General features: G+C 65.2%; 19 protein-coding genes. 3 read left to right on the top strand and 16 right to left on the bottom strand.

Annotated elements, in window-relative coordinates; genetic code table 11:
* Positions 1-169: 169 nt before the first annotated feature.
* Entirely contained in the window at positions 170-2,566 is a 2,397-nt protein-coding gene (locus tag ACTZWT_RS11400) for a transketolase (protein ID WP_444769776.1), read from the bottom strand.
* Between the two features lie 132 nt (positions 2,567-2,698).
* On the opposite strand from ACTZWT_RS11400, the gene ACTZWT_RS11395 reads away from it, so the two are divergent.
* Positions 2,699-3,160, top strand: coding sequence for an Lrp/AsnC family transcriptional regulator (locus ACTZWT_RS11395; protein WP_444769775.1), 462 nt, complete (start codon positions 2,699-2,701; stop codon positions 3,158-3,160).
* Positions 3,161-3,285: 125 nt separating this feature from the next.
* Here the strand turns inward: ACTZWT_RS11395 and ACTZWT_RS11390 are convergent, their stop codons facing one another.
* The 3 genes from ACTZWT_RS11390 to ACTZWT_RS11380 all read right to left on the bottom strand — a co-directional run bounded on the left by ACTZWT_RS11390 (position 3,286) and on the right by ACTZWT_RS11380 (position 6,162).
* A complete protein-coding gene (locus ACTZWT_RS11390) occupies positions 3,286-4,218 on the bottom strand; it encodes a DMT family transporter (RefSeq protein WP_444769774.1) in 933 nt (310 codons plus the stop codon).
* A 175-nt stretch (positions 4,219-4,393) separates the two neighbouring features.
* Positions 4,394-5,227, bottom strand: a complete 834-nt coding sequence (locus tag ACTZWT_RS11385; RefSeq protein ID WP_444769773.1) for an aldo/keto reductase — start codon at positions 5,225-5,227, stop codon at positions 4,394-4,396.
* A 26-nt stretch (positions 5,228-5,253) separates the two neighbouring features.
* On the bottom strand, positions 5,254-6,162 hold the full coding sequence (locus tag ACTZWT_RS11380; RefSeq protein ID WP_444769772.1) for an intradiol ring-cleavage dioxygenase: 909 nt from the start codon (positions 6,160-6,162) through the stop codon (positions 5,254-5,256).
* A gap of 262 nt (positions 6,163-6,424) precedes the next feature.
* Here ACTZWT_RS11380 and ACTZWT_RS11375 point away from each other — a divergent pair, with 262 nt between their 5' ends.
* Positions 6,425-7,687, top strand: coding sequence for a serine hydrolase domain-containing protein (locus ACTZWT_RS11375; RefSeq protein ID WP_444769771.1), 1,263 nt, complete (start codon positions 6,425-6,427; stop codon positions 7,685-7,687).
* A 251-nt stretch (positions 7,688-7,938) separates the two neighbouring features.
* Here ACTZWT_RS11375 and ACTZWT_RS11370 read toward each other — a convergent pair whose 3' ends face one another.
* From ACTZWT_RS11370 to ACTZWT_RS11315, 12 genes are all read right to left on the bottom strand, one after another.
* Entirely contained in the window at positions 7,939-9,480 is a 1,542-nt protein-coding gene (locus ACTZWT_RS11370) for an AMP-binding protein (RefSeq protein ID WP_444769770.1), read from the bottom strand.
* A 239-nt stretch (positions 9,481-9,719) separates the two neighbouring features.
* Entirely contained in the window at positions 9,720-10,499 is a 780-nt protein-coding gene (locus tag ACTZWT_RS11365) for an enoyl-CoA hydratase/isomerase family protein (protein WP_444769769.1), read from the bottom strand.
* 128 nt (positions 10,500-10,627) lie between these two features.
* The gene (locus ACTZWT_RS11360) at positions 10,628-12,595 is read right to left on the bottom strand and encodes an acetyl/propionyl/methylcrotonyl-CoA carboxylase subunit alpha (RefSeq protein WP_444769768.1); all 1,968 of its coding nucleotides are present in this window, start codon (positions 12,593-12,595) and stop codon (positions 10,628-10,630) included.
* Between the two features lie 11 nt (positions 12,596-12,606).
* A complete protein-coding gene (locus ACTZWT_RS11355) occupies positions 12,607-14,229 on the bottom strand; it encodes an acyl-CoA carboxylase subunit beta (RefSeq protein ID WP_444769767.1) in 1,623 nt (540 codons plus the stop codon).
* A 185-nt stretch (positions 14,230-14,414) separates the two neighbouring features.
* On the bottom strand, positions 14,415-16,019 hold the full coding sequence (locus ACTZWT_RS11350) for an AMP-binding protein (protein WP_444769766.1): 1,605 nt from the start codon (positions 16,017-16,019) through the stop codon (positions 14,415-14,417).
* Between the two features lie 169 nt (positions 16,020-16,188).
* Positions 16,189-17,055, bottom strand: coding sequence for a 3-keto-5-aminohexanoate cleavage protein (locus ACTZWT_RS11345; protein WP_444769765.1), 867 nt, complete (start codon positions 17,053-17,055; stop codon positions 16,189-16,191).
* 130 nt (positions 17,056-17,185) lie between these two features.
* Positions 17,186-18,010, bottom strand: coding sequence for a helix-turn-helix transcriptional regulator (locus ACTZWT_RS11340; protein WP_444769764.1), 825 nt, complete (start codon positions 18,008-18,010; stop codon positions 17,186-17,188).
* A 161-nt stretch (positions 18,011-18,171) separates the two neighbouring features.
* Entirely contained in the window at positions 18,172-18,822 is a 651-nt protein-coding gene (locus ACTZWT_RS11335; protein ID WP_444769763.1) for a glutathione S-transferase family protein, read from the bottom strand.
* A gap of 140 nt (positions 18,823-18,962) precedes the next feature.
* A complete protein-coding gene (locus tag ACTZWT_RS11330; RefSeq protein WP_444769762.1) occupies positions 18,963-20,186 on the bottom strand; it encodes an ABC transporter substrate-binding protein in 1,224 nt (407 codons plus the stop codon).
* Positions 20,187-20,303: 117 nt separating this feature from the next.
* Positions 20,304-21,461, bottom strand: coding sequence for an acyl-CoA dehydrogenase family protein (locus ACTZWT_RS11325; protein ID WP_444769761.1), 1,158 nt, complete (start codon positions 21,459-21,461; stop codon positions 20,304-20,306).
* A gap of 193 nt (positions 21,462-21,654) precedes the next feature.
* Positions 21,655-22,794, bottom strand: a complete 1,140-nt coding sequence (locus tag ACTZWT_RS11320; RefSeq protein ID WP_444769760.1) for an acyl-CoA dehydrogenase family protein — start codon at positions 22,792-22,794, stop codon at positions 21,655-21,657.
* A gap of 107 nt (positions 22,795-22,901) precedes the next feature.
* On the bottom strand, positions 22,902-23,216 hold the full coding sequence (locus ACTZWT_RS11315; RefSeq protein ID WP_444769759.1) for a cytochrome c: 315 nt from the start codon (positions 23,214-23,216) through the stop codon (positions 22,902-22,904).
* 204 nt (positions 23,217-23,420) lie between these two features.
* On the opposite strand from ACTZWT_RS11315, the gene ACTZWT_RS11310 reads away from it, so the two are divergent.
* Entirely contained in the window at positions 23,421-25,538 is a 2,118-nt protein-coding gene (locus tag ACTZWT_RS11310; protein ID WP_444769758.1) for an ATP-binding protein, read from the top strand.
* Positions 25,539-25,625 lie beyond the last annotated feature (87 nt).

Here is a 25,625-nt window from a genome sequence, read left to right as displayed (position 1 = left end):
CGCGAACATCCTCGCAGCGACGACGCGGCATGAATTCGAGACCCGCCATATGCGGGAACGCATATAAAAACACTGCCGCGCGAGGAGCAAGGCTCAGCCGGACAATTGCGCGTGTTGGCCGCATGAAACCCGCCCGATGGACCATTCCATGCCGCGGGATTTGACGCTGCTACACCGCCATTTTGCGGTGCAACACCGGCGCGCCGGCGACCAGGCTCTCGGCGGCGTCGATGATCGCGTTGGCGTCGATGCCGTAATGCCGATACAGCTCGGCGATACTGCCGGTCTGGCCGAAATGTTCGACGCCGAGCGCTTCCATGCGATGGCCGCAGACCGCGCCGATCCAGCCCAGCGCTGCCGGATGGCCATCGAGCACGGTGACGATGCCGCAGCTGCGCGGCAGCGGCGCCAGCAGCGTCTCGATATGGCTCGCATGGCGCGACCCGCGGCGCGCCCGCCGCAACCGCCGAGCGGCGGTCCAGCCGGCATGCAGCCGGTCCGCGGATGTGATCGCCAGCAGGCCGACGTCGCGCCGGCTGTCGCCAAGCAGCCCGACCGCGGCGATCGCCTCCGGTGCCACCGCTCCGGTGAAGGCGACCACGAGTTCGCAGTTCGGTCCGGGTTCCCGCAGCCAATACGCGCCGTCTGTGATCGCCTTCTGCAAGCCGGGCGTCATCATCCGCTGCGGCTGCTCGACCGTGCGGGTCGACAACCGCAGATAGACAGAACCCCCGGCGCGCATGCCGTCGGCGGCATCGCCGCCCTCGACGTCGTCGCGCTGCATGTGTTCGAAGCCCCAGCGCATGATGACGGCAAGCTCATCGACAAAGGCCGGTTCGAACGACGCCAGCCCGTCCTGCGCGATGCCGATCAGCGGCGTCGCGATCGACTGATGCGCGCCGCCCTCCGGCGCCAGCGTGATGCCCGACGGCGTCGCCGCCACCATGAAGCGCGCATCCTGATAGCAGGCGTAGTTCAGCGCATCGAGGCCGCGCTGGATGAACGGGTCGTACAGCGTCGCGATCGGCAGCAGCCGCTCGCCATTGATGCTGTGCGACAGCCCCAGCGCCGACATCAGGATGAACAGATTCATCTCGGCGATGCCGAGTTCGATGTGCTGGCCCTTCGGCGAGAAGTCCCAGTTGAACGTGGTCGGGATCTTCTCGCTCCGAAACAGGTCGGCCTTCTCGGCACGGGCGAACAGGCCGCGGCGATTGACCCAGGCGCCGAGATTGGTCGAGACGGTGACGTCCGGCGACGCGGTGACGATGCGCGACGCGAGCGCGCTGTCGCCGCGCGCAAGCTCATTGAGGATCAGGCCAAAACCCTGCTGGGTCGACATCTCCGGCGCCGGCTTGAAGGCGAGTTGTTGCGGCACCTCGAGCACCGGCGCGCTCAAGCGGCGCTCGCCGCCGGCATTGATCGGCGCCGCCTTCAGAAACGCATCCAGCGCCGCTTCATCTTGCGCCAGGCCCTCGAAGCGATCCCACTCATGGCCCGGGCGAATATTCTGCGCTTTGCGATAGGTCTCGATCTGCGCCGGCGTCATCAGGCCGGCGTGATTGTCCTTGTGGCCCTGAAACGGCAGGCCGACGCCCTTGATGGTGTAGGCGATGAAGCACACCGGCCGATCGTGATCGATGGATTCGAAGGCCTCCAGCATGCTCGCCATGTCGTGGCCGCCGAGATTGGACATCAGCGCCAGCAGCTCGTCGTCGCAACGCGCATCGATCAGCCGCGACACCTCGGCCTGATCGCCGATCTCGTCGTGCAGCCGCCTGCGGAAGGCGGCGCCACCCTGGAAGCACAGCGCCGCGTACATCTGGTTCGGGCAGTTGTCGATCCAGCGCCGCAGCGCCTCGCCACCGGGCTCGGCGAACGCCTGCAGCATCAGCCGTCCGTATTTCACGATCACGACGTCCCAGCCGAAATTCCGGAACATCGTTTCGAACTTCTCCCACAGACCTTCGCGCACCACGGCGTCGAGACTCTGCCGGTTGTAGTCGACCACCCACCAGGTGTTGCGCAGGCCGTGCTTCCAGCCTTCGAGCAGCGCCTCGAAGATGTTGCCCTCGTCCATCTCGGCGTCGCCGACCAGCGCGATCATCCGGCCCTCGCGACGATCCTTCATCCAGCCATGCGCGCTGACGTAGTCCTGAACCAGCGACGAGAACAGCGTCTGCGCCACGCCGAGCCCGACCGAGCCGGTTGAAAAATCGACGTCGTCGACGTCCTTGGTGCGCGACGGATAGGATTGCGCCCCCTTGAAGCCGCGGAAATTCTCCAGCCGCGCGCGGCTCTGCCGGCCGAACAGATACTGGATGGCGTGAAAAATCGGACTGGCATGCGGCTTCACCGCCACCCGGTCCTCCGGCCTTAACACCGAGAAATACAGCGCCGACATGATGGTCGCGAGCGAGGCCGACGATGCCTGGTGACCGCCGACCTTCAGCCCGTCGGCATTGGGACGGATGTGGTTGGCGTGGTGGATCGTCCAGGTCGACAGCCACAGCACCTTGCGCGCGAGCGCAGTCAGCGTGTCGAGACGTTGTCGGCTCTGCGGCATGGCGATCACCCAATGTTCGATCCGCCGAATTTACGACGAATCGCCGAGCGGGACTTCTCAAATCCCGGCGACAACGCCGGCCGGATTGGGATATCCTGCCAATTCCGATCTCCAGACGGCGATTTCATTCCAATGTCCGACCTCGACACGATCGACCGCAAGATTCTCGCCAGCCTGCAGGCCGACGGCCGCACCACCATGCAGGATCTCGCCGACAAGGTCGGGCTGTCGGTGTCGCCGTGCCACCGCCGCGTAAAGCTGTTGGAGCGCCGTGGCGTGATCACGCGCTACACCGCGCAGGTCGACCAGAAGGCGCTCGGGCTGCATGTCAGCGTGTTCATCTCGATCAAGCTGACACGGCAGAAGGAGGAAGACCTCGCCCGCTTCGCCAAGGCGATTTCGAAATGGGACGAGGTGCTGGAATGCTACCTGATGACCGGCAACCGCGACTATCTGCTGCGCGTTGTGGCGGCAGACCTTGCTGCCTACGAAACCTTCCTGAAGACCAAGCTGACCCGGCTCGACGGCATCGCCTCGATCGAGTCGAGTTTCGCGCTCAGCCAGGTGAAATATTCGATCGCGCTGCCGGTGTAAGGCGCACTGTCTCTGCGTCATTGCGAGGAACAAAGCGACGAAGCAATCCAGCGCCGAGCACTAAGCCTCTGGATTGCTTCGCTTCGCTCGCAATGACGGATCCATAGCGCTTCGTTCCCCCGGCCTCACGGATTCGGGCTGGGCTCGGCCGGCATCGCCGTCTGCTTGCGCCGCAGCCGCTCGCGGTGCGCGGTGTAGATGCCGCTGGCGATGATCACCGCGGCGCCGACGAAGGTCCATGAATCGGGGATTTCGGCGAACAGGCCGAAGCCGAGAAACGACACCCAGACCAGCTGGCTGTAGGTGAACGGCGCCAGCACCGAGGCGTCGGCGTAGCGATAGGCCAAAACGACGATCCACTGCCCCATCGTCGAGGCGAGGCCGACCAGCACGCCGATCAGGATGTCGTGCCAGCTCGGCGTCACCCACACGAACGGCACCATCGCGCTGAGCGCGGCAAAGCCGACCACCGCCGAAAACGTCATGGTGACCACGGCGCGGTCGGCGCCGCTGATCATCCGGGTCAGGATCAGGGTGATCGCCCAGCTCAGTGCCGAGAGGATCGGAAAGATCGCAGCCGGATTGAAAGCCGCCGAGCCCGGCCGGATCACGATCAGTACCCCGATCAATCCGACCGCGGTGGCGGCCCAGCGCCTGACGCCGATCGCCTCGCCAAGCAGAACGATCGACAACGCCGTGACGAACAGCGGCGCAACGAACGACGTCGCAGACGCCTCGGCGATCGGCAGGAACTGCAAGCCAGTGATGAACAGCACAGAAGAAGCCACCAGCGCCAGCGCCCGCAGCACCTGCAGCTTCGGCCGCGCCGAGCGCAGCGGCGACGCCGACGTCAGCATCATCGGCAGCATGATCAGCAGGAACACCAGAAAGCGGATCCAGCCGATCTCGATCGGCGGCAGCGTGCGCCCGAGATATTTCGCCATCGTGTCGGAACAGGCGAGAAACACCGTCGAGGCGACGATCAGCGCGATGCCGCGCAACGGATGGTCGGCATGGCGCGCGGTCAGGCGACGGGTCGCGTCTTTCGCGGATGGCAAGGTGAGGGTCACGGATCCAGCAGTGCAATGAAAAGGGAAATCGGGCGGTCGGCTCGTCGCGGACCAGTCAAGTAACAATCCGACAAAACGATGTTCGCAGCCACCGCACAAGCACAGAAATCAGGACGCGGCTATGCACGCGGCGACGCAGATGCAACGTGCGGCGGGGGAGCGCTCACAACATCGGCAGGCTGGCCGGCTCCGGCCCCAGCGGACAGGCCTGGTCGATCGCCACAATGTCGTCGTCGGAGAGACGCAGCTCGCCTGCGGCCGCGTTGTCCGCGGCATGAGCGGGATCGGCGGCCTTCGGGATCGCGAACAGCGACGGCCGACGGGTCAGGAAGGCCAGCGCCACCTGTCTGGGCGTCGCGCCATGCGCGTCGGCGATCGATTGCAGGAGCCGCCCCTCCGGGCTGCGCGGCGCCGGGAACTCGTTATGGCCGAATGGCGAATAGGCGGTGACTGCCACGCCATGCGCTTCGCACCACGGAATCACCGCGTGCTCGATCGCGCGTTCGCGCAGATGGTAGAGCACCTGATTGCAGGCGATCTTGCCCGGCCCCGCGATTTTCAGCAGTTCCCACAGATCGCCGGCGTCGAAATTGCTGACGCCCCAGGAGCGGATCTTGCCGGCGGCGGCCAGTTCCTCGAACGCCGCCACGGTTTCGGCCAGCCGATATTGCCCGCGCCAGTGCAACAGATAGCAGTCGAGCCGATCGGTCTTCAGCCGCTTCAGCGAGCGCTCGCAGGCGGCGATGGTGCCACGCCGCGACGCGTTGCTCGGCAAGACCTTGGAGACGAGGAACACCTCGTCGCGCCGGCCTTCGATCGCCTCCGCCACCAGCGGCTCGGCGTCGCCATACATCTCGGCGGTGTCGATATGCGTCATGCCGAGATCGAGGCCGCGCCGCAGCGCGGCGATTGCCGCCGTCCGGTCACCCCGGTCGATGTGCCAGGTGCCCTGTCCGATCGGCGCGATCTCCGGCCCGCCCCGGCCGAATCTGCGCATGTCCCCACTCAATGCGAGCTCCCGTTTCACTCCGCCGCCACGGCCATCATCGGCTTCGGCGCCGCGCCCCTCCCCGGCTTCAGCCGGAATTCATATGTCATCAAATGCCAAGCCCCTGCCGCTTCGCGGCCGTCGGGCATCACTGCGTCGTTCCGCAACTCTATCGTCGAGACCAGGTCGTCCTTGACGCCGAATACGGCGTCGCTTTCGAGGTATTTGTCGCCCTCGATGAACACATGCGTGATCAGCGGCTCGTAGCCCGGCGCATTCACAAGAAAATGCACATGCGCCGGCCGCATCGGGTGCCGCTGCGAGGCGAGGATCAATTCGCCGACCGGACCGTCGATCGGAATCGGATAGCTGCACGGCAGGATGGTGCGAAACGCGAAACGCCCGTCATCATCGGTGACGAACCGCGCCCGCAGCGACGGGCCATCCTGCGCGTAGGAAGGCTTCTGCGAATCATAAAATCCGTCATCGTCGGCGTGCCAGACGTCGACCGCCGCGCCGGCTAGCGGTTGGCCGGCGAGATCGGTGACGCGGCTCTCGACATACATCCGCTCGCCCTCGACACCTTGGGAAATGTCGGCGCCATGCGGCATCGGTCTGTGCTCGCCAACGTAGAACGGGCCGAGCACCGTCGTCTCCGTGGCGCCGTCGCGCTCGCGATGATTGACCGCATCGACCAGCATCGAGACGCCGAGCACGTCCGACAACAGAATGAACTCCTGCCGGCTCGGGGTGCATTTCTGCCCGGTGCGGGTGAGGAAATCGATCGTCTTCTGCCACTCCTCGAAGGTCAGCCCGGTGCGACGGACATAGTCGTGCAGCGAACGGACAAGTTCGCGCATCAGATGCTTGAGCCGCGGATCAGGCGTATCGTCGAAGCTTGCGACGACCGCTTCGGTCAGCTCGGTTTCGTCGAATTGAGGCATATTCCATTCCCGGTTGTCGATGCTGCGACGCTACAACATGCCTCTCCGCGTGATAAGCGCGCCGCTTGCAGACCGGTCTGCACGGACCGTCCTTGCCGAAGGCCCGGATCGTGTGCTCAAAATCGCACAATTCCGCGCCGGGTCAGCTGCTGCCACGATAGAATAGCCTTGGCGTTTCCGTTAACAGATTCGTGAGAGCGCGCAGCAAGCTTGGACGCGCGGTGCGCAAACGGGATATCACCCTGCAGTGATGGAGTATCGAATGCCGGCCCAATCCCAAAAGTCACGCGCCCCCGCGACCGGGTCTGCTGCCGATGCCGGCATGTCGGAACTCGCCCTCAAGCGGATCGACGAGCATCTCCAGCGGGTGTATCTCGACCCCGGTAAATTCGCCGGCACCCAGATGCTGGTCTATCGCCGCGGGCGGATCGTCCACCAGTCGTCGCTCGGCCACGCCGACCGTGAACGCCAGGTGCCGATCAAGGACGACACCATCTTCCGCATCTACTCGATGACCAAGCCGATCACCTCGGTGGCGCTGATGATGCTGTTCGAGGAAGGGCGGATCGCGCTCGACGATGCGGTGGCGAAGTACATTCCGGAATGGGCCAATCTCGGCGTGTTTCAGGCTGGCATCGCCCCTCAGTTCTTGATGAAGCCGCCGGTGCGACCGATGCAGATCGTCGATCTGCTGCGGCACACCTCCGGCCTGACTTACGGCTTCCAGAATCGCACCAATGTCGACGCCGCCTATCGCGACAACGGCATCGGCGCGTTCGAAAAGGCCGGCACGCTTGAATCCTGGATCGCCGATCTCGCGCGAATTCCGCTGGAGTTCTCACCCGGCGAAGCCTGGAACTACTCGGTCTCGACCGACGTGGTCGGATACATCGTTCAGAAGATCAGCGGCATGCCGTTCGAGCAGTTCGTCAGACAGCGCATTCTCGATCCGCTGGGCATGACCGACACCGATTTCCATGTGCCGGCCGCGAAGGCGCACCGCCTCGCCGCCTGCTATTCCGCCGATGGCAAGGGCGGCATGACGTTGCAGGACGACCCCGAAACCAGCAGTTTCCTCTCACCGCCCGATCTGATCTCCGGCGGCGGCGGACTGCTCTCGACGACCGCGGACTATCTGAAATTCTGCCGCGCGTTGCTGAATGGCGGCGAGCTCGACGGCGTCCGCCTGATCGGACCGAAGACGCTGGCACTGATGACCACCAATCACCTGCCCGGCGGTCGCGACCTCACCGAAATGTCACGCTCGATGTTCAGCGAGGCGACCAACGCCGGCATCGGCTTCGGCCTCGGCTTCGCGGTCAACATGAACCCGGCCTTGACCCTGCTGCCCGGCAGCGTCGGCGAATACTACTGGGGTGGCGCCGCCTCGACTGCGTTCTGGATCGATCCCGCGGAACAGCTGATCACGATCTTCATGACGCAATTGCTGCCGTCGAGCAGCTATCCGATCCGCCGCGAGCTACGCGCGCTCGTCTACGGCGCGATCACCGAGAGCAATCTATGAGGCTCGCTCCGTCATCGTCGCGCGCAGGCCAAAGCGTTTCATCGATTGATTGAAGCGATCTGGCTCTTGTCGGATGCACTGCCTCCTCATCGTGAGGGGCCCGGCGAAGCCGGGCGTCTCGAAGGATGGGAAACGCGCACGGCCCGCGGCGCATGGTTCGAGACGGCGCTGCGCTCCTCCTCACCATGAGGTTGTGCCTGTGGAGAGCGTCCTGGAACGCCAGTGCCGATTCCACCGGAGGCCGAACGGCTCTAGATCTTGCGGTCGCGGCCCTGCCAGAACGGATCGCGGACCGCGCGACGCAACAGCTTGCCGACCGGGCTCTTCGGCACCTCGTCGATGAAGCGCACCTGCTTGGGAACCTTGTAGCTCGCCACCCGCTCGCGCGCGAAGGCGATCAGTTCGGGCTCCTCGGCGCTGGCGTCCTTGCGCAGCGCCACGAAGGCCGCGACGCTCTCGCCCCATTTGTCGTCGGGCAGCCCGACCACCACCACCTCGCGCACCGCCGGATGCGCCGCCAGCGCGTCCTCGACCTCGCGCGGATAGACGTTGTAGCCACCGGTGACGATCATGTCCGAGGTGCGGTCGACCAGATACAGGTAGCCGTCGGCGTCGAACCGCCCGACGTCGCGGGTCCGCAGCCAGCCGCCGGGCAGAAACATCTGCGCGTTCAGCTCGGGCGCGTTGTAGTAGCCCTTCATCGCGAATGGCGTGCGCAGCGCGATTTCGCCGGTCTCGCCGGGCGCGACCTCGTCGCCGTCTTCGTTGACCAGCCTGATCTCGCAATCGATCGACGGCCGGCCGCAGGAGGCGAGCCGCTGTTCGGCGTCCGGGCCGACGTGGTCGTCCTTGGTCAGGTGCGTGATGAAGATCGGCGCTTCCGACTGGCCGTAATACTGCGCAAACCGCGGCCCCCACAGCTTCAGCGCGCGCTGCATCGTCGGCCGCGGCATCGGCGAGGCGCCGTAGATGATGCTCTTCACCGACGAGAAGTCCGCCTGCTCGATGCCCGGATGATCGAGCAACATGCCGATCATGGTCGGCACCAGATTGAGCGCGGTCGGCTTCCAGCGCTCGACCGCGTCGAGATAGCTCGCCGGCGTGAAGCCCGGCAGCACCGCGGCCGTGCCACCGCGCAGCCAATACGGCACGATGAAACAGCCCGACGCATGGATCATCGAGGCGGCGTGCAGCATCACGTCGCCCTCGCCGATCTCCATGTTGATCAGCACGTTGGTCGCCATCGCCGCCCAGCTGGCCTGGGTGTGCTCCACCGCTTTCAATTTGCCGGTGGTGCCCGAGGTGAAGATCGTGATGACGATGTCGTCGGGCTCGGCAATGCGGGTCGGCGGCACGTCCGATCGCGCCTGCGCGAGCTGCAGCAGATCGTTCGGATCACCGGAGTTGCCGATGCTGACGAGTTTGAGCCCCCGCATCGATTGCGCGAGCTCGCCCGCGCGTTCGGTGAGATCGGTGCCGTGAATCAGGAGGTCGACGCCGGCGCCTTCGAGCATCTGTTGCTGCTCGGCCATCGACAGCCGCGAATTCAGCGGCACCCGCGACAGCCGCGATTTGACGAAGCCGAAATCGATCGGCAGCGTGTAGATCGAATTGTTCAGCAGCATCCCGACCCGACTTCCGACCGCCAGTTCGAGCGTCTCGATGAAGACGTTGGCGATGCGGTTCGACAGCCGGTCGATCTCGGTGAAGGTGAGCTTCTTATCGCCGAACAGCACCGCCGTCTTCGGGCCGTGATAGATCGCCCCGCGCCGGATCATCTCGCTTGCCAGCATCGTCGTTCCTCCCTCGCCTCGCGCCCGCCGCTTGGTGCGGCATGGCTGTTAGGTCACCGTCCTATCCACCCGTCATTCCGGGGCGCGCGTAGCGCGAGCCCGGAATCCATAACCACTGCGCCCTCATCCGAAGGCAAAGCGACTGCCGTCATCCACCACAACGACCACCGGGAGTATGGATTCCGGGTTCGCCGCTGCGCGGCGCCCCGGAATGACAGAAGAAAGCATGCTATGCCTCTTCACTTCCCCGGCCACACCGGCTTGCGCTTCTCCGCAAACGCCGTGAGCCCTTCCTTCGCGTCCTCGGTCATCGCCAGCAGCGCGATCTGGCTTTCGGTGTAGGCGATGCTCTGGTCGAACGACATCGACGCGATCGCCCGCATCGCGTATTTGCCGCGGCGGATCGCGGTCGGCGATTTGTCGGTGAGGCGTTTGACCAGCCAGTCGACCTTGGTGTCGAGTTCGGCGCCCGGAACTACATAGTTGAGCAATCCGGCCGATAGCGCCGCCTGCGCATCGAACGGTTCGCCGGTCAGCGCCCATTCGTTGATCAGTCGCCGCGGCGCGATGTCCTGGAGCAGGCTCATCACCTGCATCGGAAACACGCCGACCTTCACCTCCGGCAGCCCGAACACGACGTTGTCGGCCGCGACCGCCATGTCGGTCATGCACAACAGTCCCATGCCGCCGGCCATGCAGGTGCCGTTGACGCGAGCGATCGACGGCTTGGTCGCGTTCTGCGCCAGCCGCAACAGATCGGCGTAGTCGACGTTCGGCTTGGAGAAATCGAACGAAAACGCAGCCCCGGTCGATTGCAGGTCGGCCCCGGCGCAGAACGCCTTGTCGCCAGCGCCGGTCAACACGATCACGCGAACCGACGGATCGTCGTGCGCCTGCCGCCAGCCGCGGGTGATGCCCTCGACCACGCCGGCATTGATGGCGTTGCGCTTGTCGGGGCGATTGATGGTGATCCACAGCGCACTTTCGCGCTTGTCGATGATCACGGCGTCGTTGCTCATGGTCGGTCTATCCTCAAGTTTCGTCATTGCGAGGAGGCGAAGCCGACGAAGCAATCCAGCTCAGCGCACCGTGCTGCTGGATTGCTTCGCTTCGCTCGCAATGACGGGGCATGCTCTGTGCTCGCGCCTCAAGACGCTGGTTCGATCTCGGCGACGATGCGGCCGGTGGTGACCTGCTCGCCCTCGACGACGTCGATCGCGATGATGCCCGACGCCGGCGCCAGATGCACGTGCTCCATCTTCATCGCCTCCAGCGTCAGCACCGGCTGCCCCGCCTCGACGCTGTCACCGGCCTTGACCAGCACCGCGACGACGCGACCGTTCAGCGCCGCGCGCAGCTTGCCGTCGCCGCCGCCGGCCGCCGCACGCTGCGGCGCCGCGCGGGTGAGATCGACGATGGTGTTGCCGACGCCGAGCCGCTGCACGAACAGCCGGTCGCCGTCGCGGTGATACACCGCGGATTCACTGAAGTCCCCGGCCTGAAAGCGAATGCCGTCGGCGGCGAGGTGCTCGATCGTGAACGACGTCGCGCGGCCGTCGTGACGCACGCGATAGGCGCCGTCGCGCTCGCGCACCACGTCGCAGGTCTGCGGCGTGCCGTCGAGATCGAACCGCAGCTGCGTCGGGAACACCGCCGCGAGCGATCGCCCCGGCCGATGCGGCGGCGCGTGCCGGTCGGTGACGTAGAGCAGCAGCGCCGCCACCGCGGCGGCCGGGACGGCGTCGTCGGGCAATGCCCGCGTCAGCGCGTCGCGATGCTGCGCGATGAACGCCGTCGTCGCCTCGCCGCGCGCGAACGCGTCGTGCCGCAGACAGGCGGCGAGGAAGCCACGATTGGTGGTGACGCCGAACGCGAAGGTGGTGTCGAGGCCGTGGATCAGCCTGCGCCGCGCCTCATCGCGGCTGCCGCCGGTCGCGATGATCTTGGCGATCATCGAGTCGTAGTATGGCGGAATCTCCGCGCCGGACTGCAGCGCGTGCTCGACGCGCAACTCGCCCGGCATCCGCCACAGCGCCATCTTTCCCGATTGCGGCATGAAGTCCTTGTCGGCGTCCTCCGAGCACAGCCGCACCTCGATGGCGTGGCCGCTGAATTTGACGTCGTCCTGGCGCAGCGGCAGCGGCTCGCCGGCGGCGATGCGGAGCTGCAGTTCGACCAGATCGAGCCCGGTGATCGCCTCGGTCACCGGATGCTCGACCTGCAGCCGGGTGTTCATTTCCATGAAGTAGAACTGGCCCTGCGCGTCGAGCAGGAATTCCAGCGTCCCCGCCCCCTCATAGCCGATCGCCTTCACGGCGTTCACCGCCACGGTGCCCATCTGCTCGCGCAGCGCTTCGGACACGGCCGGCGACGGCGCCTCCTCGATCAGCTTCTGATGACGACGCTGCACCGAACAGTCGCGCTCGCCGAGATGGATCGCGTGGCCGTAGTGATCGCCGAACACCTGAATTTCGATATGGCGCGGATCGATGATCGCGCGCTCGAGAATCACGGTCGGATCGCCGAACGCACTCTGCGCCTCGGAGCGCGCGCTGCGTAGCGCATCCGGCAGCGAGGCGGCGTCCTTCACCAACCGCATGCCGCGGCCGCCGCCGCCGGCCACCGCCTTGATCATCACCGGAAAGCCGATCCGCCCGGCCTCCCGCGTCATCGCGCCGTCGCTCTGGTCCTCGCCCTGATAGCCGGGCACGCAGGGCACCCCGGCCTTCAGCATGATGTCCTTGGCGCCCGCCTTGTTGCCCATCGACGCGATCGATTCCGCCGACGGGCCGATGAACACGAGGCCGGCGTCGCGGCAGGCCGCGGCGAAATCCTCGTTCTCGGCGAGGAAGCCATAGCCCGGATGCACGGCATCGGCCCCGGCGATCTTCGCGGCTTCAATCAGCACCGGAATGTTGAGATAGGATTGCGACGGCTGCGCACCGCCGATCGCCACCGCCTCGTCGGCCTCACGAACATGCGCGGCATCGGCGTCCGCGGTCGAATACACGGCGACGACGCCGTAACCCATCCGGCGCGCGGTGCGCATCACCCGCAGCGCGATCTCGCCGCGATTGGCGATTAGAATCTTGGTGAAAGGTGTGGATTTCAACATGCGCGTCGCATTCATGCCCGGGACACCGCGAATTGCATGCGCTGCGGTTCACGCGCCTCGCTCTCGCGGCAGATCGCCAGCACCTCGGCGAGCACTGCGCGGGTGTCGCGCGGGTCGATCACGCCGTCGTCGAGCATCCGCGCCGATGTCGCGAACACGTCCATCTGGCCGTTGAACACGGCGGTGATCCCGGCCTTCATCTGGTCGAGCTTCTCGCGGTCGACCGGCACGCCCCTTCGCGCAGCACCGGCTTCGGCCACGATCGCCATGGTCTCGGCGGCCTGCTCGCCGCCCATCACCGCGGTCTTGGCGTTCGGCCAGGAGAAGCAGAACCGCGGATGGAAGCCGCGGCCGCACATGCCGTAATTGCCGGCGCCGAACGAGGCGCCGCAATAGATCGTGATCTGCGGCACCGACGCGGAGGTCACCGCCTGGATCATCTTCGAGCCGTGCTTGATCATGCCGGCTTCCTCATAGGCCTTGCCGACGATGTAGCCGGTGGTGTTGTTGAGATACAGGATCGGCCTGCGCGACTGGCAGCACGCCTGAATGAAGTGCGTCGCCTTGTTGGCGCCGGCCGGATCGAGCGGGCCGTTGTTGGTGATGATGCCGATCGGCTGACCGACGATCCTGGCGTGGCCACACACCGTGGCCGGTCCGTAGTTCGGCGACATCTCGGTGAAATCGGACTCGTCGACGATCCGCGCGATCACCTGGCGCATATCGACCGGACGCTTGTGATCCATCGGCATGATGCCGAGCAGTTCTTCCGGATCATGCAGCGGAGGATGATAGCTCGCGGGGTCGGGCCCCGGCCCGGAGCGATCCCACGGCAGGCCGGCCATGATGTCGCGCGCGATCCGCAGCGCATCGCGATCGTCCTCGGCGAGATAATCGCCGAGCCCCGACACCGACGTATGCATCTCGGCGCCGCCGAGCTCTTCCTCGGTGGCGATCTCGCCGGTCGCGGCCTTCAGCAACGGCGGCCCGGCGAGGAATGCCCGTGTCCGGCCGCGCACCATCACGATGTAGTCGGACAGGCCGGTCTGATATGCGCCGCCCGCGGTCGACGAGCCGTGCGTCACCGTCACCACCGGAAGCCCGGCGGCCGAAAGCCGCGCCAGGTTACGAAAGATATTGCCGCCGCGCACGAAGTCCTCGACGCGGTAGCGCAACAGATTGGCGCCGGCGCTTTCGACCAGTTGCACGAACGGCAGCTTGTTCTCGAGTGCCAGTTCCTGGATGCGCAGCGTCTTGTCGAGGCCGTAGGGCTGCAGCGCGCCGGCGTCGATGCCGGAATCGTTGGCGCTGATCATGCATCGGATGCCGGCGACGTAGCCGATGCCGCCGATCACGCCGCCGCCCGGCACGCTCTTGTCGGCGTTGGCGGTGTCGAACATGTAACCCGCGAGCGTCGAGAGTTCGATGAACGGTGCGCCGGGATCGAGCACCAGCGCGACGCGTTCGCGCGGCAGCAATTGCCCTCGCTTGTGGAAGCGTTCGGCGGAGGCCGCGGACGCGATCCGTGCGCGATCCTCCAGCATCCGCATCCGTTCGATCATTGCCAACATGCCGTCGCGGTTGGTCCTGAAGCCTTCGCTCCCGGGCGCGACGGTGGATTCTATCATTGCCATTCGGTGTTCCTTGTCATTTCGGGGCGAACATGCCTTGGCTTGCAGACCCGAAACCGCGCTGATCCGTCTCGTTCGTCATTCCGGGGCGCGCGACGCGCGAACCCGGAATCCCGAGGTGCTCTGAACCTCTGGTTTCCGGGTCTGCGCGCCATGCGCGCATCCCGGAATGACGGTGGTCGTCGTCATCACCCCGTCTGCGCCATCGCGAAGTAGTCCGTGAACTGGTTTCGCAGCTCGACCTTGCGCAGCTTGCCGGTGGCGGTCATCGGCATCTCCTCGACGATCCGCACCAGCTTCGGTACCTGGAAGCCGCCGAGCGACTTGCGGCAGTGCTCGATGATCTCGGTCTCGGTCGCCTGAGCCCCCGGCTTGAGCTTGACGAAGCCGGACACCGCCTCGCCCCATTGCGGATGCGGCAGGCCGACCACCGCGGCGTTCATCACCGCCGGGTGCGCCAGCAGCGTCTCCTCGATCTTGACCGAGGCGACGTTCTCGCCGCCGGACTTGATCATGTCCTTCTTGCGATCGACGAACAGCACCTCACCGTGCGCGTCGATCAGCGCCAGATCGCCGGTGTGGTGCCAGCCGAATTTCCGCGCCGCTTCGGTGGCCTCGGGATCCTTGTAGTAGCCGAGCATGACGTTCGGGCCGCGGTGCACCAGTTCGCCGACTTCACCCGGCGGCAGCAGATTGCCGGCGTCGTCCATGATCGCGGTCTCGTTGACGATGGTCGACTCGCCCCAGTAGTTGCCGAAGCGCGCGAGCTGGCGGTCCGGCTGCGACATCGTCGTCGCCGGATACATCTCGGTCTGGCCCGAGGGTTGAACGAAATTCGGGCACAGCTCGGCAATCGCACGCTCTAGCAGCGGCCGCGGCATCGGCGCCATGGTGTAGATGCAGCAGCGCAGCGTCGACAGGTCGAATTCCTTGCGCCGCGGATGATCGAGGATCACCTGATACATCAGCGGCAGGCCGATGAAGACGGTGAGCTTGTCGCGCTGGATCGCCTCCATGCAGGCGACCGGATCGAACCCGCGCATCAGCGCCATCTTGCCGCCGACCGCGAGATAACTCAGCAACACGACATGCGCCGCGCAGTGGAACAGCGGGAATTGCCCGGTGATGCCGTCCTCGCGCGACAGATGCATTTCGATGGCGTTACTCATCACCGCCATGGTCACCGCGAGGTGGCAGTGCATTGCGCCTTTCGGCCGCGACGTGGTGCCCGAGGTGTAGATGATCATCGCCAGATCGCGATCGTCGAACGCGACGTCCGGCTCGATCTCGGATTGCCCGTCGATCAGTTCGTTGAAGCTCTGCAGCCCGGCGTCCTTCGCCTTGCCGGTGAGATCCACCGCCACCAGCGCGATGCCGCGCTGTTCGAGCGCGGCGCGGCGCTCGGGCTGGCCGTGCAGATTGTCGTCGATCAGCGCGAACTTCACCCCGGCATGATCGAGGATGTAGCTCATGTCGTCCGGCCCGAGCATGGTGTTGATCGGCACCCAGACCAGGCCGGCGCGGTGAATCCCGAACAGCGCCTTGACGAATTCGACCGAGTTGTTGCAGATCGTCGAGATCTTGTCGCCGGGCTTCAAGCCGCGCGACACCAGGTAGTTCGCGAAGCGGTTGGCGTCGCGTTCGAGTTCCGTGTAGCTGACCTGGCGCGCGCCCTCGGTCAGCGCGATCCGCGAGGGAAAGCGCAGCGCCGATTTGCGCAGGATATCGCCGATCGCGACCCGGCCGATCCGGCCCGGTCCCGGCACGCCGCCGGTGGCTTCGAGATTGGTCATGATTCACTCCCTCGGTGTGAGGCAGCTCTTCCGGCTGCTTGGCTGATTTGGTGTGATGCTTATCCTGTCGTTCCGGGGCACGCGAAGCGCGAACCCGGAACCTGATGCGAGCAGAACATCTCCGGATTCCGGGTTCGCGCGCGTTGCGCGCGCCCCGGAATGACAGCAACTAATTCAGCACGCCAAAAATCTTCCGCGCCTCGTCCGGCGACGCGATCTCGCGACCTGCGCGGCGCGCGCAGCCTGCGATCTCCTCGATCAATTGGCCGTTCGACGTCACCTTCTCGCCATTGGCGAGATAGAACGTGTCCTCGAGCCCGGTGCGCAGATGCCCGCCGTGATCGGCGCAGGCCTGGTGCAGCGGCCAGATCTCCGAGCGGCCGATCGCGGTCACCTGCCAATGCGCTTCGGGGCGCTTCAGCTTCAACAGGATCGGCAGCAGTTCCGGATCGGACGGCATGCCGGAGGCAACGCCCATCACGAAGTTGTACTCGAGCGGGCCGCTATACATCCCGGTTTGAACATACATGTCGACGCAACGGACGATGCCGACGTCGAAGCATTCGAATTCCGGGATTGTGCCCGCATCCTTCATCGCAGCGAGAAAGTCCTGAATCTTCTCGACCGAATTGTCGAACATCATCGGCGGCCAGGCCCAGCTGTTGTCGGACTTGACCTTGAGATAGTTCAGCGAGCCGGCGTTGCAGGCGGCGATCTCGGGCCTGGTCTCGCGGATGCAGGCCAGCGGCCCTTCGTAGTGCGGCCCCGAGGTGCCGGAGGTGTGGTTGATGATGACGCCGGGACAAGCCTCGCGGATTGCCTGCTGGATCTCGCGCGACACCGCGACGTCCCAGCTCGGCAGATGGCCCTTGTCGGGCCGCTGGTCGCGCAGGTGGATGTGAACGATCGCGGCGCCGGCGTCGTAGGCGGCCTTGGCTTCGCGGGCCATCTGTTCCGGTGTCACCGGCACGTGGTGCTGTTTCGGATCGGTCAGCACGCCGTTCAGCGAGCAGGTGATGACGGCCTTGTCGCTCATTCCAGATAGCCCTTCCGGCGATGCTGCGCCCGCGAGGATCGCGCTACGCATGATCATGTCGGGTGGAATGATGCGTGGGCCGCGTTGACGCTTCTTGCGTGCACGCGCTGTCGTCTGGTCGGTGACTTCCTTATGGCCGCCCCTGCCGGAATTCTGCGACGCCGGCGGAATGCGGATCGCTGCGCCAGATCGCCAGATCGCGCGAGCCCGAGAAGATCGCACGCGGCTGCAGCCCGTAGAACCGCCGGATCGAATGGCTGAAGTGGGTCGAATCCGGATAGCCGATGTCCTGCGCCAGATGCGCGAGATTGATATCGGAATTGACGAAGTGCAGCAGGTGCCGCGCCCGCTTCCAGGCCCGCAGCGCGCGGAACGACACCCCGGTCTCGTCCTTGAACAGATGCAGGAAGCGCGACTGCGACAGGTTGGCTGCGGCGGCGCAATCCTCTGCGGTCACCGCCGCGCCGGAGACGTCGTTGAGCCGGACGATGGCGGCAGCGATCCGCCGGTCGAGCTTCCGCGCCGGCAGCGGTTCGCCGAACGCCAGATTGTCGAATTCGGTCGTGGTGAAGCCGTCACGTCGCCCGGTCGCGACCAGCGCTTGGTACGCCTGCCGCACCCTGTTGGCCAGCGCGGCGGCGCCGGGGCTGCCGATGCGCACGCCGAGCGCCGTCATCGGCGCGGTGAGCACGCTCTCCGGCTCGATCATCAGCGTGATCACCGAAAGGCAATCGCTTTCGACATCGTGGACCAGGTAAGGCGGCACAAAAGCCATCGCGCCGCACAGTTCGGGCTGGCCCTCGACGGTGACCCGCAGCTGACCTTGCAGCGCAACATAGATCGAAAAGCCGCCGACACTCCGCCGCCGCGGCCGACCCAGCAGGCCGGCGTAGAACACGCGTTCAGGGCCGATCAGAAGCAGGCGTCCGGTATCCGGACATTCGTGGTCGCTCATCGTTCCTCCCGGGGCGGATCGACGCCCTTCTGCCGCATCGCTGCAGGGCCCTCTTGCGGAGCACCACGGACAATACAACAAACCTCGGGGTTGTCACCGGGCGAGATGACGCGGAACTGCGTGCCGGCCAGCAGCGGCGATCGCACGGGTCGCCTGCCCGGTCAGGCGCGGCGGGCGACCTTCTGCTCGTCGCCGGCGCGGATCTCCGCCTCCAGCCCACGGCGGTAGCCCTCGCGATCCTGCAGCCGCTGCCAATAGGCGGCGACGTTAGGGCCGAAGTCCTTGGCGAGACCGAGATTTTCCGCAAGCCGCAGCGCATAGCCGATGACCACGTCGGCCGCGGTGAAGCGTCCCCCGCTCAGCCATTCGGTCTGGCCCGCCGCCGCCTCGACCGCGCGAAGCCGGCCGAGAAACCATTTGGCGTAGTCCTCGACCACCTGCGGCTGCCGCCGCTCGCTCGGCTCCAGCGTGCCGTAGCGCAGCACGAGCGTCTGCGGGAAAGTCAGCGTCGCATCGCTGAAGAACATCCAGTTGAGGTAGCTGCCGTAGTCGTGCTCGCCGACGTCGAGCACCAGCGGCGTCGGCCCGTATTTGGTGCCGAGATAATGGCAGATGCCCGACGACTCCGTCATCCTGGTGTCGCCGTCGATCATGAACGGGATGGTGCCGAGCGGATTGATCGCCAGATACTCCTTGGCGAACATCCGCGGCGGGAACGGCAGCATCTTCAGCTCGTAGTCGAGCCCCATCTCCTCCAGCATCCAGAGCGGCCGGAACGAGCGTGCGCCGTGGCAGTGATACAGCGTGATCATGTGATTGGCGTTTCCCTCGTCAATATTGATCTTGGCGCGGCCGACTTCCAATCGGTCGGACCGGCGGTCGGCAGACTACCCCATAACGCAGCCGCTCGCGAGCATCTTGCGAGCTTGCGGCTGCGTTATGGTGGCCGCGCCTACAACATCGTTCCCTCGATGACCTCGCCGAATCGCTTGTAGCCCTGCCCTTCAAAGCGCTGCAGTTGCATCTGCCGCAGCGGATGATGATTGGTCGGGCTGGTGTTGACCCGAACGCCGGGCAACAACGTGGGCACCTCGACGTTCTTGAGGTTGTTGGCCTGAGCCATGATGTTCTCACGGCTGAAATTGCCGTTGCACTGCCCGAGCAGGACGCGCAGCACCGACGCGACCGTGTAGCCGAAGGCGTTGAGGCTCTCCTTGGCGTTTCCGGTCGGGAAATATTTCGCCATGAAAGCCGTGTAGTCCTTGATGCCGGGATCGTCGGCCCACGCCGGGTCGGCCGGGTCCTTGGTGTAGACCGACGTGATCAGGCCTTCGGCGCGCTCGGCGCCCACCGGGGTGATCGTCGATGCCACGGAGGCCGCGCCGCTGGTGACGAAGTGCATCGGCTTCCAGCCGAGTTCGTAAACCTTGCGGATCGCCTGCGCGGCGAATTTCGACGTCACCCCCGAAATCAGCACATCGGCATTGGTCGCCCGCAGCGTAACGATCTGCGAGTCGATCGTCGGCTCGGTGACTTCATAGGACATGGCCCGCACCAGCGTCTCGTAGCGATCGCCCAGCACGTCGCGAAGGCCGGCGACGAAGTCCTTGCCGAGGTCGTCGTTCTGATACAACAGCGCGAATTTGGCGTCCGGCTTCTGGCTGAGCGCATATTTGGCGAACACCTGGGCTTCGGTCCTGGAGCTCGGCGCAAATCCCATGGTCCAGGGGTAGGACTTGTAGTCCCCCCATTTGTCGCCGTTCACCGACAGGAACAGATGCGGCACCTTCTGCGCGTTGATGTATTTCACCACGGCCGAGTTCGGCGCGGTGCCGAGCATCGAGAACAGGAAGGCGACGTTGTCGCTCTCGATCAACCGCCGGGTCTGCTCGACCGTCTTGGATGGGTTGAAAGCGTCGTCGTACATGATGAAGTTGATCTTGCGGCCGGCGATGCCGCCCTGATCGTTGAGCATCCGGAAATAGGCTTCCTGACTGCGCGCGATCGTTCCCAGGGCGGAGACGGGACCGCTCAACGATGTCGTACATCCGATCTTCAATTCTGTGGCAGTGACACCCGGCAGCTCGTCAGCACGGGCGTTGCGTGGGCCTGCAATCGCAGCAAGACCGGCAGCGACCGATCCAGCCATCAGCGAACGGCGACTGAGCGACGTCATGACTCCCCTCCCTTCATTGTGTTGGACTCTGTCTGCGTCTTGCGCGCAGTTATCAGGTAACAACGTAGGGGACAGTCGCGCCCGCTATCTTGCGTCCATGCGCTGGACGGCGGAGGTCTACTTCTTTCCGCCCGGCAGCGTCCCCATCATCTTGCACAGGATGCCGAGCATCACTTCGTCGGCGCCGCCGCCGATCGAGGTCAGCCGCGAGTCGCGATAGGAGCGGCTCACCAGCGTCTCGTTCATGAAGCCCATGCCGCCCCAGAATTGCAGGCAGGCGTCCGGCAGTTCGCGACCGAGCCGTCCGGCGCGCAGCTTCGCCATCGTCGCAAGTTGCGTGACGTCCTCGCCCGCGACCAGCGCTTCGGCGGCGCGATACACCAGCGAGCGCAGCAGCTCGACCTCGGTCTGCAACTCGGCCATCCGGAAATGGATCACCTGATTGTCGAGCAGCGGCCTGCCGAACGCCTGGCGATTGCGGGTGTATTCGATGGTGTTCTGAATCGTCCTTTCATGCGCCTTGAGGCAGGCCGCCGCGCCCCACAGTCGCTCCTCCTGGAACTGCACCATCTGGTAGGTGAATCCGAGGCCCTCCTCGCCGATCCGGTTGCGCTTCGGCACCCGCACCTCGTCGAAGTGAATCTGCGCAGTGTCGGACGAGTGCATCCCCATCTTGTCGAGCTTGCGCGCGATGCTGACGCCCTTGGTCTTCATCGGCACGCAGATCAGCGACTTGTTGCGATGCGCCGGGCCGTCCCCGGTGTTGCACAACAGGCAGATCCAGTCGGCCTGGGTGCCGTTGGTGATCCACATCTTGCCGCCGTTGATGACGTAGTCGTCGCCGTCGGACTTCGCATTGGTCTTGATCGAGGCGACGTCGGAGCCCGCGCCCGGCTCCGACACGCCGATGCAGGCGACCATGTCGCCGGAGATCGCAGGCGCCAGAAATTCGCGACGCAGCTCGTCCGAGCCGAATTTCGCCAGCGCCGGCGTCGCCATGTCGGTCTGCACGCCGATCGCCATCGGCACGCCGCCGCAATTGATGTTGCCGAGTTCCTCCGCCATCATCAGCGCATAGGAGTAATCGAGCCCCTGCCCGCCATATTCTTCCGGCTTGTTGAGCCCGAGAAAGCCGAGATCGCCGAGTTTCTTGAACAGCTCGTGCGCCGGAAAGATGCCGGCCTTCTCCCATTCGTCGACATGCGGGTTGATGTCGCTGGCGATGAATTTCTGCAGCACGCGGCGCGGCTCGTCGTGGTCGGCATTGAACAGCATTGGTTTCTTCCCTTGTCATTCCGGGGCGCTCGCCGAAGGCGGGCGAACCGGAATCTCGCTTCGTTTCTATCGTTCGTCATTCCGGGGCGCGCGTAGCGCGAGCCCGGAATCCATACTCACCGACGGGGGTTATGGATTCCGGACTTGCTCCCTGCGGTCGCAATCCGGAATGACGAGAGGTTGATACTCACGCTCACAGCCTCATCTGCCGGCTGGCGAGATCCTTCATGATCTCTTCGGTGCCGCCGCCGATGGCGTTGACCTTGACCTCGCGATAGATGCGCTCGACCTTGACGCCGCGCATGAAGCCCGCGCCGCCGAAGATCTGTACCGCCTCGGAGGCGCAGAACGCCATCGTCTGCGTCGCCTGGTTCTTCAGCATGCAGATTTCCGCGATCGGGCTTTCGCCCTGCTCCACCCGCCACGCCAGCAGTTCAAGCATCGCCTGCGACGCGGCGATGCGCTGCGCCATGTCGACCAGCTTGTGGCGGATCACCTGATGCTTCGACAGCGGCTTTCCGAAGGTGACGCGCTGTTTCGCATAGGCCGTCGCCTCGTCGAGGCAGACCCGGGACGCGGCGATGCAGCCGGCCGCCATCGTCAGCCGCTCGCTGTTGAAGTTCAGCATGATGATCATGAAGCCGGCGCCTTCCTGCCCGAGCAGGTTGCCGGCCGGCACCCGGCAATCGTCGAAATGCAGCGTCGCGGTGTCGGATGCCCACCATCCCATCTTCTTCAGCGGCGTCCGCGTCAGCCCCGGCGTATCACCGGGGATCAGCAACAGGCTGACACCGCCCGGTCCCTCGCCGCCGGTGCGCACCGCCGTGGTGATGTAGTCGGCGCGCATGCCCGAGGTGATGAAGGTCTTCTCGCCGTTGACGACGTAATGGTCGCCGTCGCGCTTCGCCGTGGTGCGCAGGTTGGCGACGTCGGAGCCGCCGGATGGTTCGGTAATCGCCAGCGCGGAGATCTTCTTGCCGGCGAGAATATCGGGGAGCACCCGGGCTTTCAGTTCTGGTGTCCCCGCACGCGCGATCGGCGGCGCGCCGATCGAATGGCTGTTGAGGCTGGCGCTGACGCCGCCTGCGCCGGCGCGCGCCAGTTCCTGCGTGGCCACGATCCACATGAACTGATCGGTCGGCGTGCCGCCGTACTCTTCGGGAAAGCCCAGCCCGAGCAGCCCGATCGCCGCGGCCTTTTCATAAAGCTCGCGCGGAAAGCCGCCGGCCTCGTCCCATTCGGTGGCGAACGGTTCGATTTCTTTCTGCACGAAGCGGCGCACCACGTCGCGGAAGGCGAAGTGGTCGGCGGTATAGAATGGGGAGTTGGTCACTGATCGCACCCGGCAGTTCGCGTGCGGCGAGGATGCCGGGAAAGCCACGGCCCCACTTGCGTCGAGACGCTGACCGGGGCGCGGCGCTCAGCAGCCGCGCGAATGCACTATTGGCGCTTCTGCTCGGCGATATAGGCCGCGATGTTCTTCGCCTCGATCCGGCTCAGCGCCATATTGGACATCTTCGGATGCGGCTCGAGCAGGAAGGTCGCCAGCTTGTCCTGATCGAATCCCGGCTGCGATGCGATCGAGGCAAACGACGCGACGAGGTCGGTGCCCTTGCGCTGGTCCTCGGAAACGAGGTGACAGTTGCTGCACCAGCGCTTGGCCAGGGTTTCGCCGTTGGCGGCATCTGCGGCGAATGATGGGGCGGATGCGCCGGCGAGCAGCAGCAACGACAGACCGAAGGTCAAAGGGCGCATGGCAATCCTCTTCTGCAAGCCCGGCTCACATCCGTTGGAACTCGCGAGTCATCACGCTGTTTACTGCAACGGTTCCATAAACGATAGGTGGCGCCCTGTCAGGGATTTACCACCGTCCGAGCCGGCCGCTGTAACGGGTTTCCCGCAATGGGAAAAGGTGCTTAATTGAAAATCAATGGCAGCTGATTTCGTCCCCCCGAGCCCATGCTGACGGCGCAACGCGATTCGCTTCGACTGCTGCGTGCGATCCTCGTCGCCTCGGTCGTGCTGCCGGCGGCGCTATTCGCTTACGCAGCCTGGCTGGCCTATCGCTCCAATGACGCCGGCGCCGAACGGCAAATCGACAAGACTCGCGACATCATCACCGAGCACGCGCTCAAGATTTTCGAATCGGTCGAGCGCTCCATCGCGGAGACCGGCGAGATCATCCGCGACATGTCCGACGACCAGATCCGCGCCAATGAAGGCGCGCTGCACGCCCGGCTGAAGCGGCTGACCGCCGGCTCGGAACAGATCAAGTCGATGTGGATCTTCGACAGGACCGGGCAAACGCTGGTCAACACCCTGCTCTACCCCTCGCCACGAACCGATTTCTCCGATCGGGACTACTTCAAAGCGCATGTCGGCAAGGACATCGGCCTGTTCGTCGGCCGCACCCTGACGCCGCGACCGCCCTATGGCGGCGCGCCGTTCTTCGGGGTCAGCGTGCGACGCATCGCACCCGACGGCAGCTTCGCCGGCACGATCCAGACGTCGGTGCTGCCGGACTATTTCGAGGGTTTCTACGCCAAGGTCGGTCGTGAGAAGGGCAGCTATGCGGCGCTGGTCCGCGAGGACGGCGCCATCCTCGCTCGCTTCCCGGCGATCGACCATGGCGACGCAAAGATCAGATCCGACGGCCTGATCGGCCGAGCTATGGTGGCGGGGAGCACCGAAGGCACACTCACCCAGGTCTCCGCCCTCGACGAAATCGAGCGGCGCATCGCCTATCGCAAACTGCCCAACCTCCCGGTCTACGTCTATGCCGGACTGGAGACCCAGGCGATCCGCAAAATGTGGTTGTCGCAACTCGGCGCCTATCTGTTGGTCGGCCTGCCTGCCACCGCCGCCCTGATCGCGATCGTGGTGCTGGCGTTGAGGCGGACGCAGCGGCTCTACGAGGAAGCCGCTCGACGCGCGGCCGCGGAGAGTGCGCTGAAGCAATCGCAGCGCCTCGAATCGCTGGGCCGACTCACCGGCGGCGTCGCCCACGACTTCAACAATCTGCTGATGGTGGTCGGCGGGTCGGTGCAGAAGCTCAGGCGTCGTCACAACGACCTGCAGGACCGGCGGACGTTCGATATGATCGATTCCGCAGTCGCCAAGGGCGCCGGCCTCACCCGGCAATTGCTGTCGTTCTCTCGCCGCCACAATGTCGCGGCCAAGCTGGTCGACCTCGGCGACAGCGTGATGAAGTTCGCCGATGTCTTGCGACAATCGGTCCGCAGCGACATCGCCATCGAGATCGAACCGCCGGCGAAGCGCGTCGTGGTCCAGATCGATCCCAACGAGTTCGAGATCGCCCTCCTCAACCTCGCCCTCAATGCGCGCGACGCGATGCCGGATGGCGGGCGCATCACGATTTCGATCCGGACCGAGACGCTGAAGAATTTCGGGCCGCGCCGGTTGACCGGCGACTTCGCCATTCTCAGCTTTGCCGACACCGGTGAAGGCATTCCCGAGGAGATCCGCGACCGGATCTTCGAGCCGTTCTTCACCACCAAGCCGGTCGATCGCGGCACGGGACTGGGGCTCAGCCAGATCTACGGATTCATGCAGCAGTCGAACGGCGCGATCACGGTCGAGAGCGAAATCGGCGGCGGTACCCGGTTCGATCTGTTCCTCCCCCGCTCGACCGAGCGCCCGACGCAGGATACGGACGTCGCGGAAGTTGCATTCCTGCAGCCGAGCGAGCGGGCGACGCTGCTCCTCGTGGAGGATCATCCCGACGTCGCCGCCGTCGCCACCGACTATGCCGAGCAATGCGGCTTCACCGTCGTGAAAGTCTGCTCGGCCGAAGATGCGATCGACCTGCTCAACAAGCGCAACGATATCGATCTGGTGTTCAGCGACATCGTGATGCCGGGCATGAGCGGTCTCGAACTCGGTCGGCTGATCCGCGAGCATCATCCCGAAACCCCGGTGGTGCTGGCGTCGGGCTACAGCGACCGCAGCGCGTCGGCGCTGAACGATGGCTTCCCGCTGCTGCAAAAGCCCTACACGCTCGATACGCTGCGCAAGGCGCTGAGCCAGGCGCTGCAGGATCGCGTCACCAAGTCCTGAACGTGCAAAGTCCCGAATAGACCAAAGGCGGCAGCGTTGCCGCTACCGCCTTCGTTTGTGGTGCCGTCGGCGATTCGATCGCGCGAC

Origin of the sequence: Rhodopseudomonas sp. NSM (assembly GCF_052445935.1) — a bacterium.
In the GTDB taxonomy this organism is placed as follows: Bacteria; Pseudomonadota; Alphaproteobacteria; order Rhizobiales; family Xanthobacteraceae; genus Rhodopseudomonas.
The sequence above is the reverse complement of the archived record's forward strand: the minus strand, read 5'-3'. Positions and strand labels throughout refer to the sequence as shown.

Bases quoted from the DNA above. Each gene is read 5' to 3' on its own strand.
- ACTZWT_RS11400 (WP_444769776.1), bottom strand. From the start codon at position 2,566: ATGCCGCAGAGCCGACAACGTCTCGACACGCTGACTGCGCTCGCGCGC.
- ACTZWT_RS11395 (WP_444769775.1), top strand. From the start codon at position 2,699: ATGTCCGACCTCGACACGATCGACCGCAAGATTCTCGCCAGCCTGCAG.
- ACTZWT_RS11385 (WP_444769773.1), bottom strand. From the start codon at position 5,227: ATGCGCAGATTCGGCCGGGGCGGGCCGGAGATCGCGCCGATCGGACAG.
- ACTZWT_RS11380 (WP_444769772.1), bottom strand. From the start codon at position 6,162: ATGCCTCAATTCGACGAAACCGAGCTGACCGAAGCGGTCGTCGCAAGC.
- ACTZWT_RS11375 (WP_444769771.1), top strand. From the start codon at position 6,425: ATGCCGGCCCAATCCCAAAAGTCACGCGCCCCCGCGACCGGGTCTGCT.
- ACTZWT_RS11370 (WP_444769770.1), bottom strand. From the start codon at position 9,480: ATGCTGGCAAGCGAGATGATCCGGCGCGGGGCGATCTATCACGGCCCG.
- ACTZWT_RS11365 (WP_444769769.1), bottom strand. From the start codon at position 10,499: ATGAGCAACGACGCCGTGATCATCGACAAGCGCGAAAGTGCGCTGTGG.
- ACTZWT_RS11360 (WP_444769768.1), bottom strand. From the start codon at position 12,595: ATGTTGAAATCCACACCTTTCACCAAGATTCTAATCGCCAATCGCGGC.
- ACTZWT_RS11355 (WP_444769767.1), bottom strand. From the start codon at position 14,229: ATGGCAATGATAGAATCCACCGTCGCGCCCGGGAGCGAAGGCTTCAGG.
- ACTZWT_RS11350 (WP_444769766.1), bottom strand. From the start codon at position 16,019: ATGACCAATCTCGAAGCCACCGGCGGCGTGCCGGGACCGGGCCGGATC.
- ACTZWT_RS11345 (WP_444769765.1), bottom strand. From the start codon at position 17,055: ATGAGCGACAAGGCCGTCATCACCTGCTCGCTGAACGGCGTGCTGACC.
- ACTZWT_RS11340 (WP_444769764.1), bottom strand. From the start codon at position 18,010: ATGAGCGACCACGAATGTCCGGATACCGGACGCCTGCTTCTGATCGGC.
- ACTZWT_RS11335 (WP_444769763.1), bottom strand. From the start codon at position 18,822: ATGATCACGCTGTATCACTGCCACGGCGCACGCTCGTTCCGGCCGCTC.
- ACTZWT_RS11330 (WP_444769762.1), bottom strand. From the start codon at position 20,186: ATGACGTCGCTCAGTCGCCGTTCGCTGATGGCTGGATCGGTCGCTGCC.
- ACTZWT_RS11325 (WP_444769761.1), bottom strand. From the start codon at position 21,461: ATGCTGTTCAATGCCGACCACGACGAGCCGCGCCGCGTGCTGCAGAAA.
- ACTZWT_RS11315 (WP_444769759.1), bottom strand. From the start codon at position 23,216: ATGCGCCCTTTGACCTTCGGTCTGTCGTTGCTGCTGCTCGCCGGCGCA.
- ACTZWT_RS11310 (WP_444769758.1), top strand. From the start codon at position 23,421: ATGCTGACGGCGCAACGCGATTCGCTTCGACTGCTGCGTGCGATCCTC.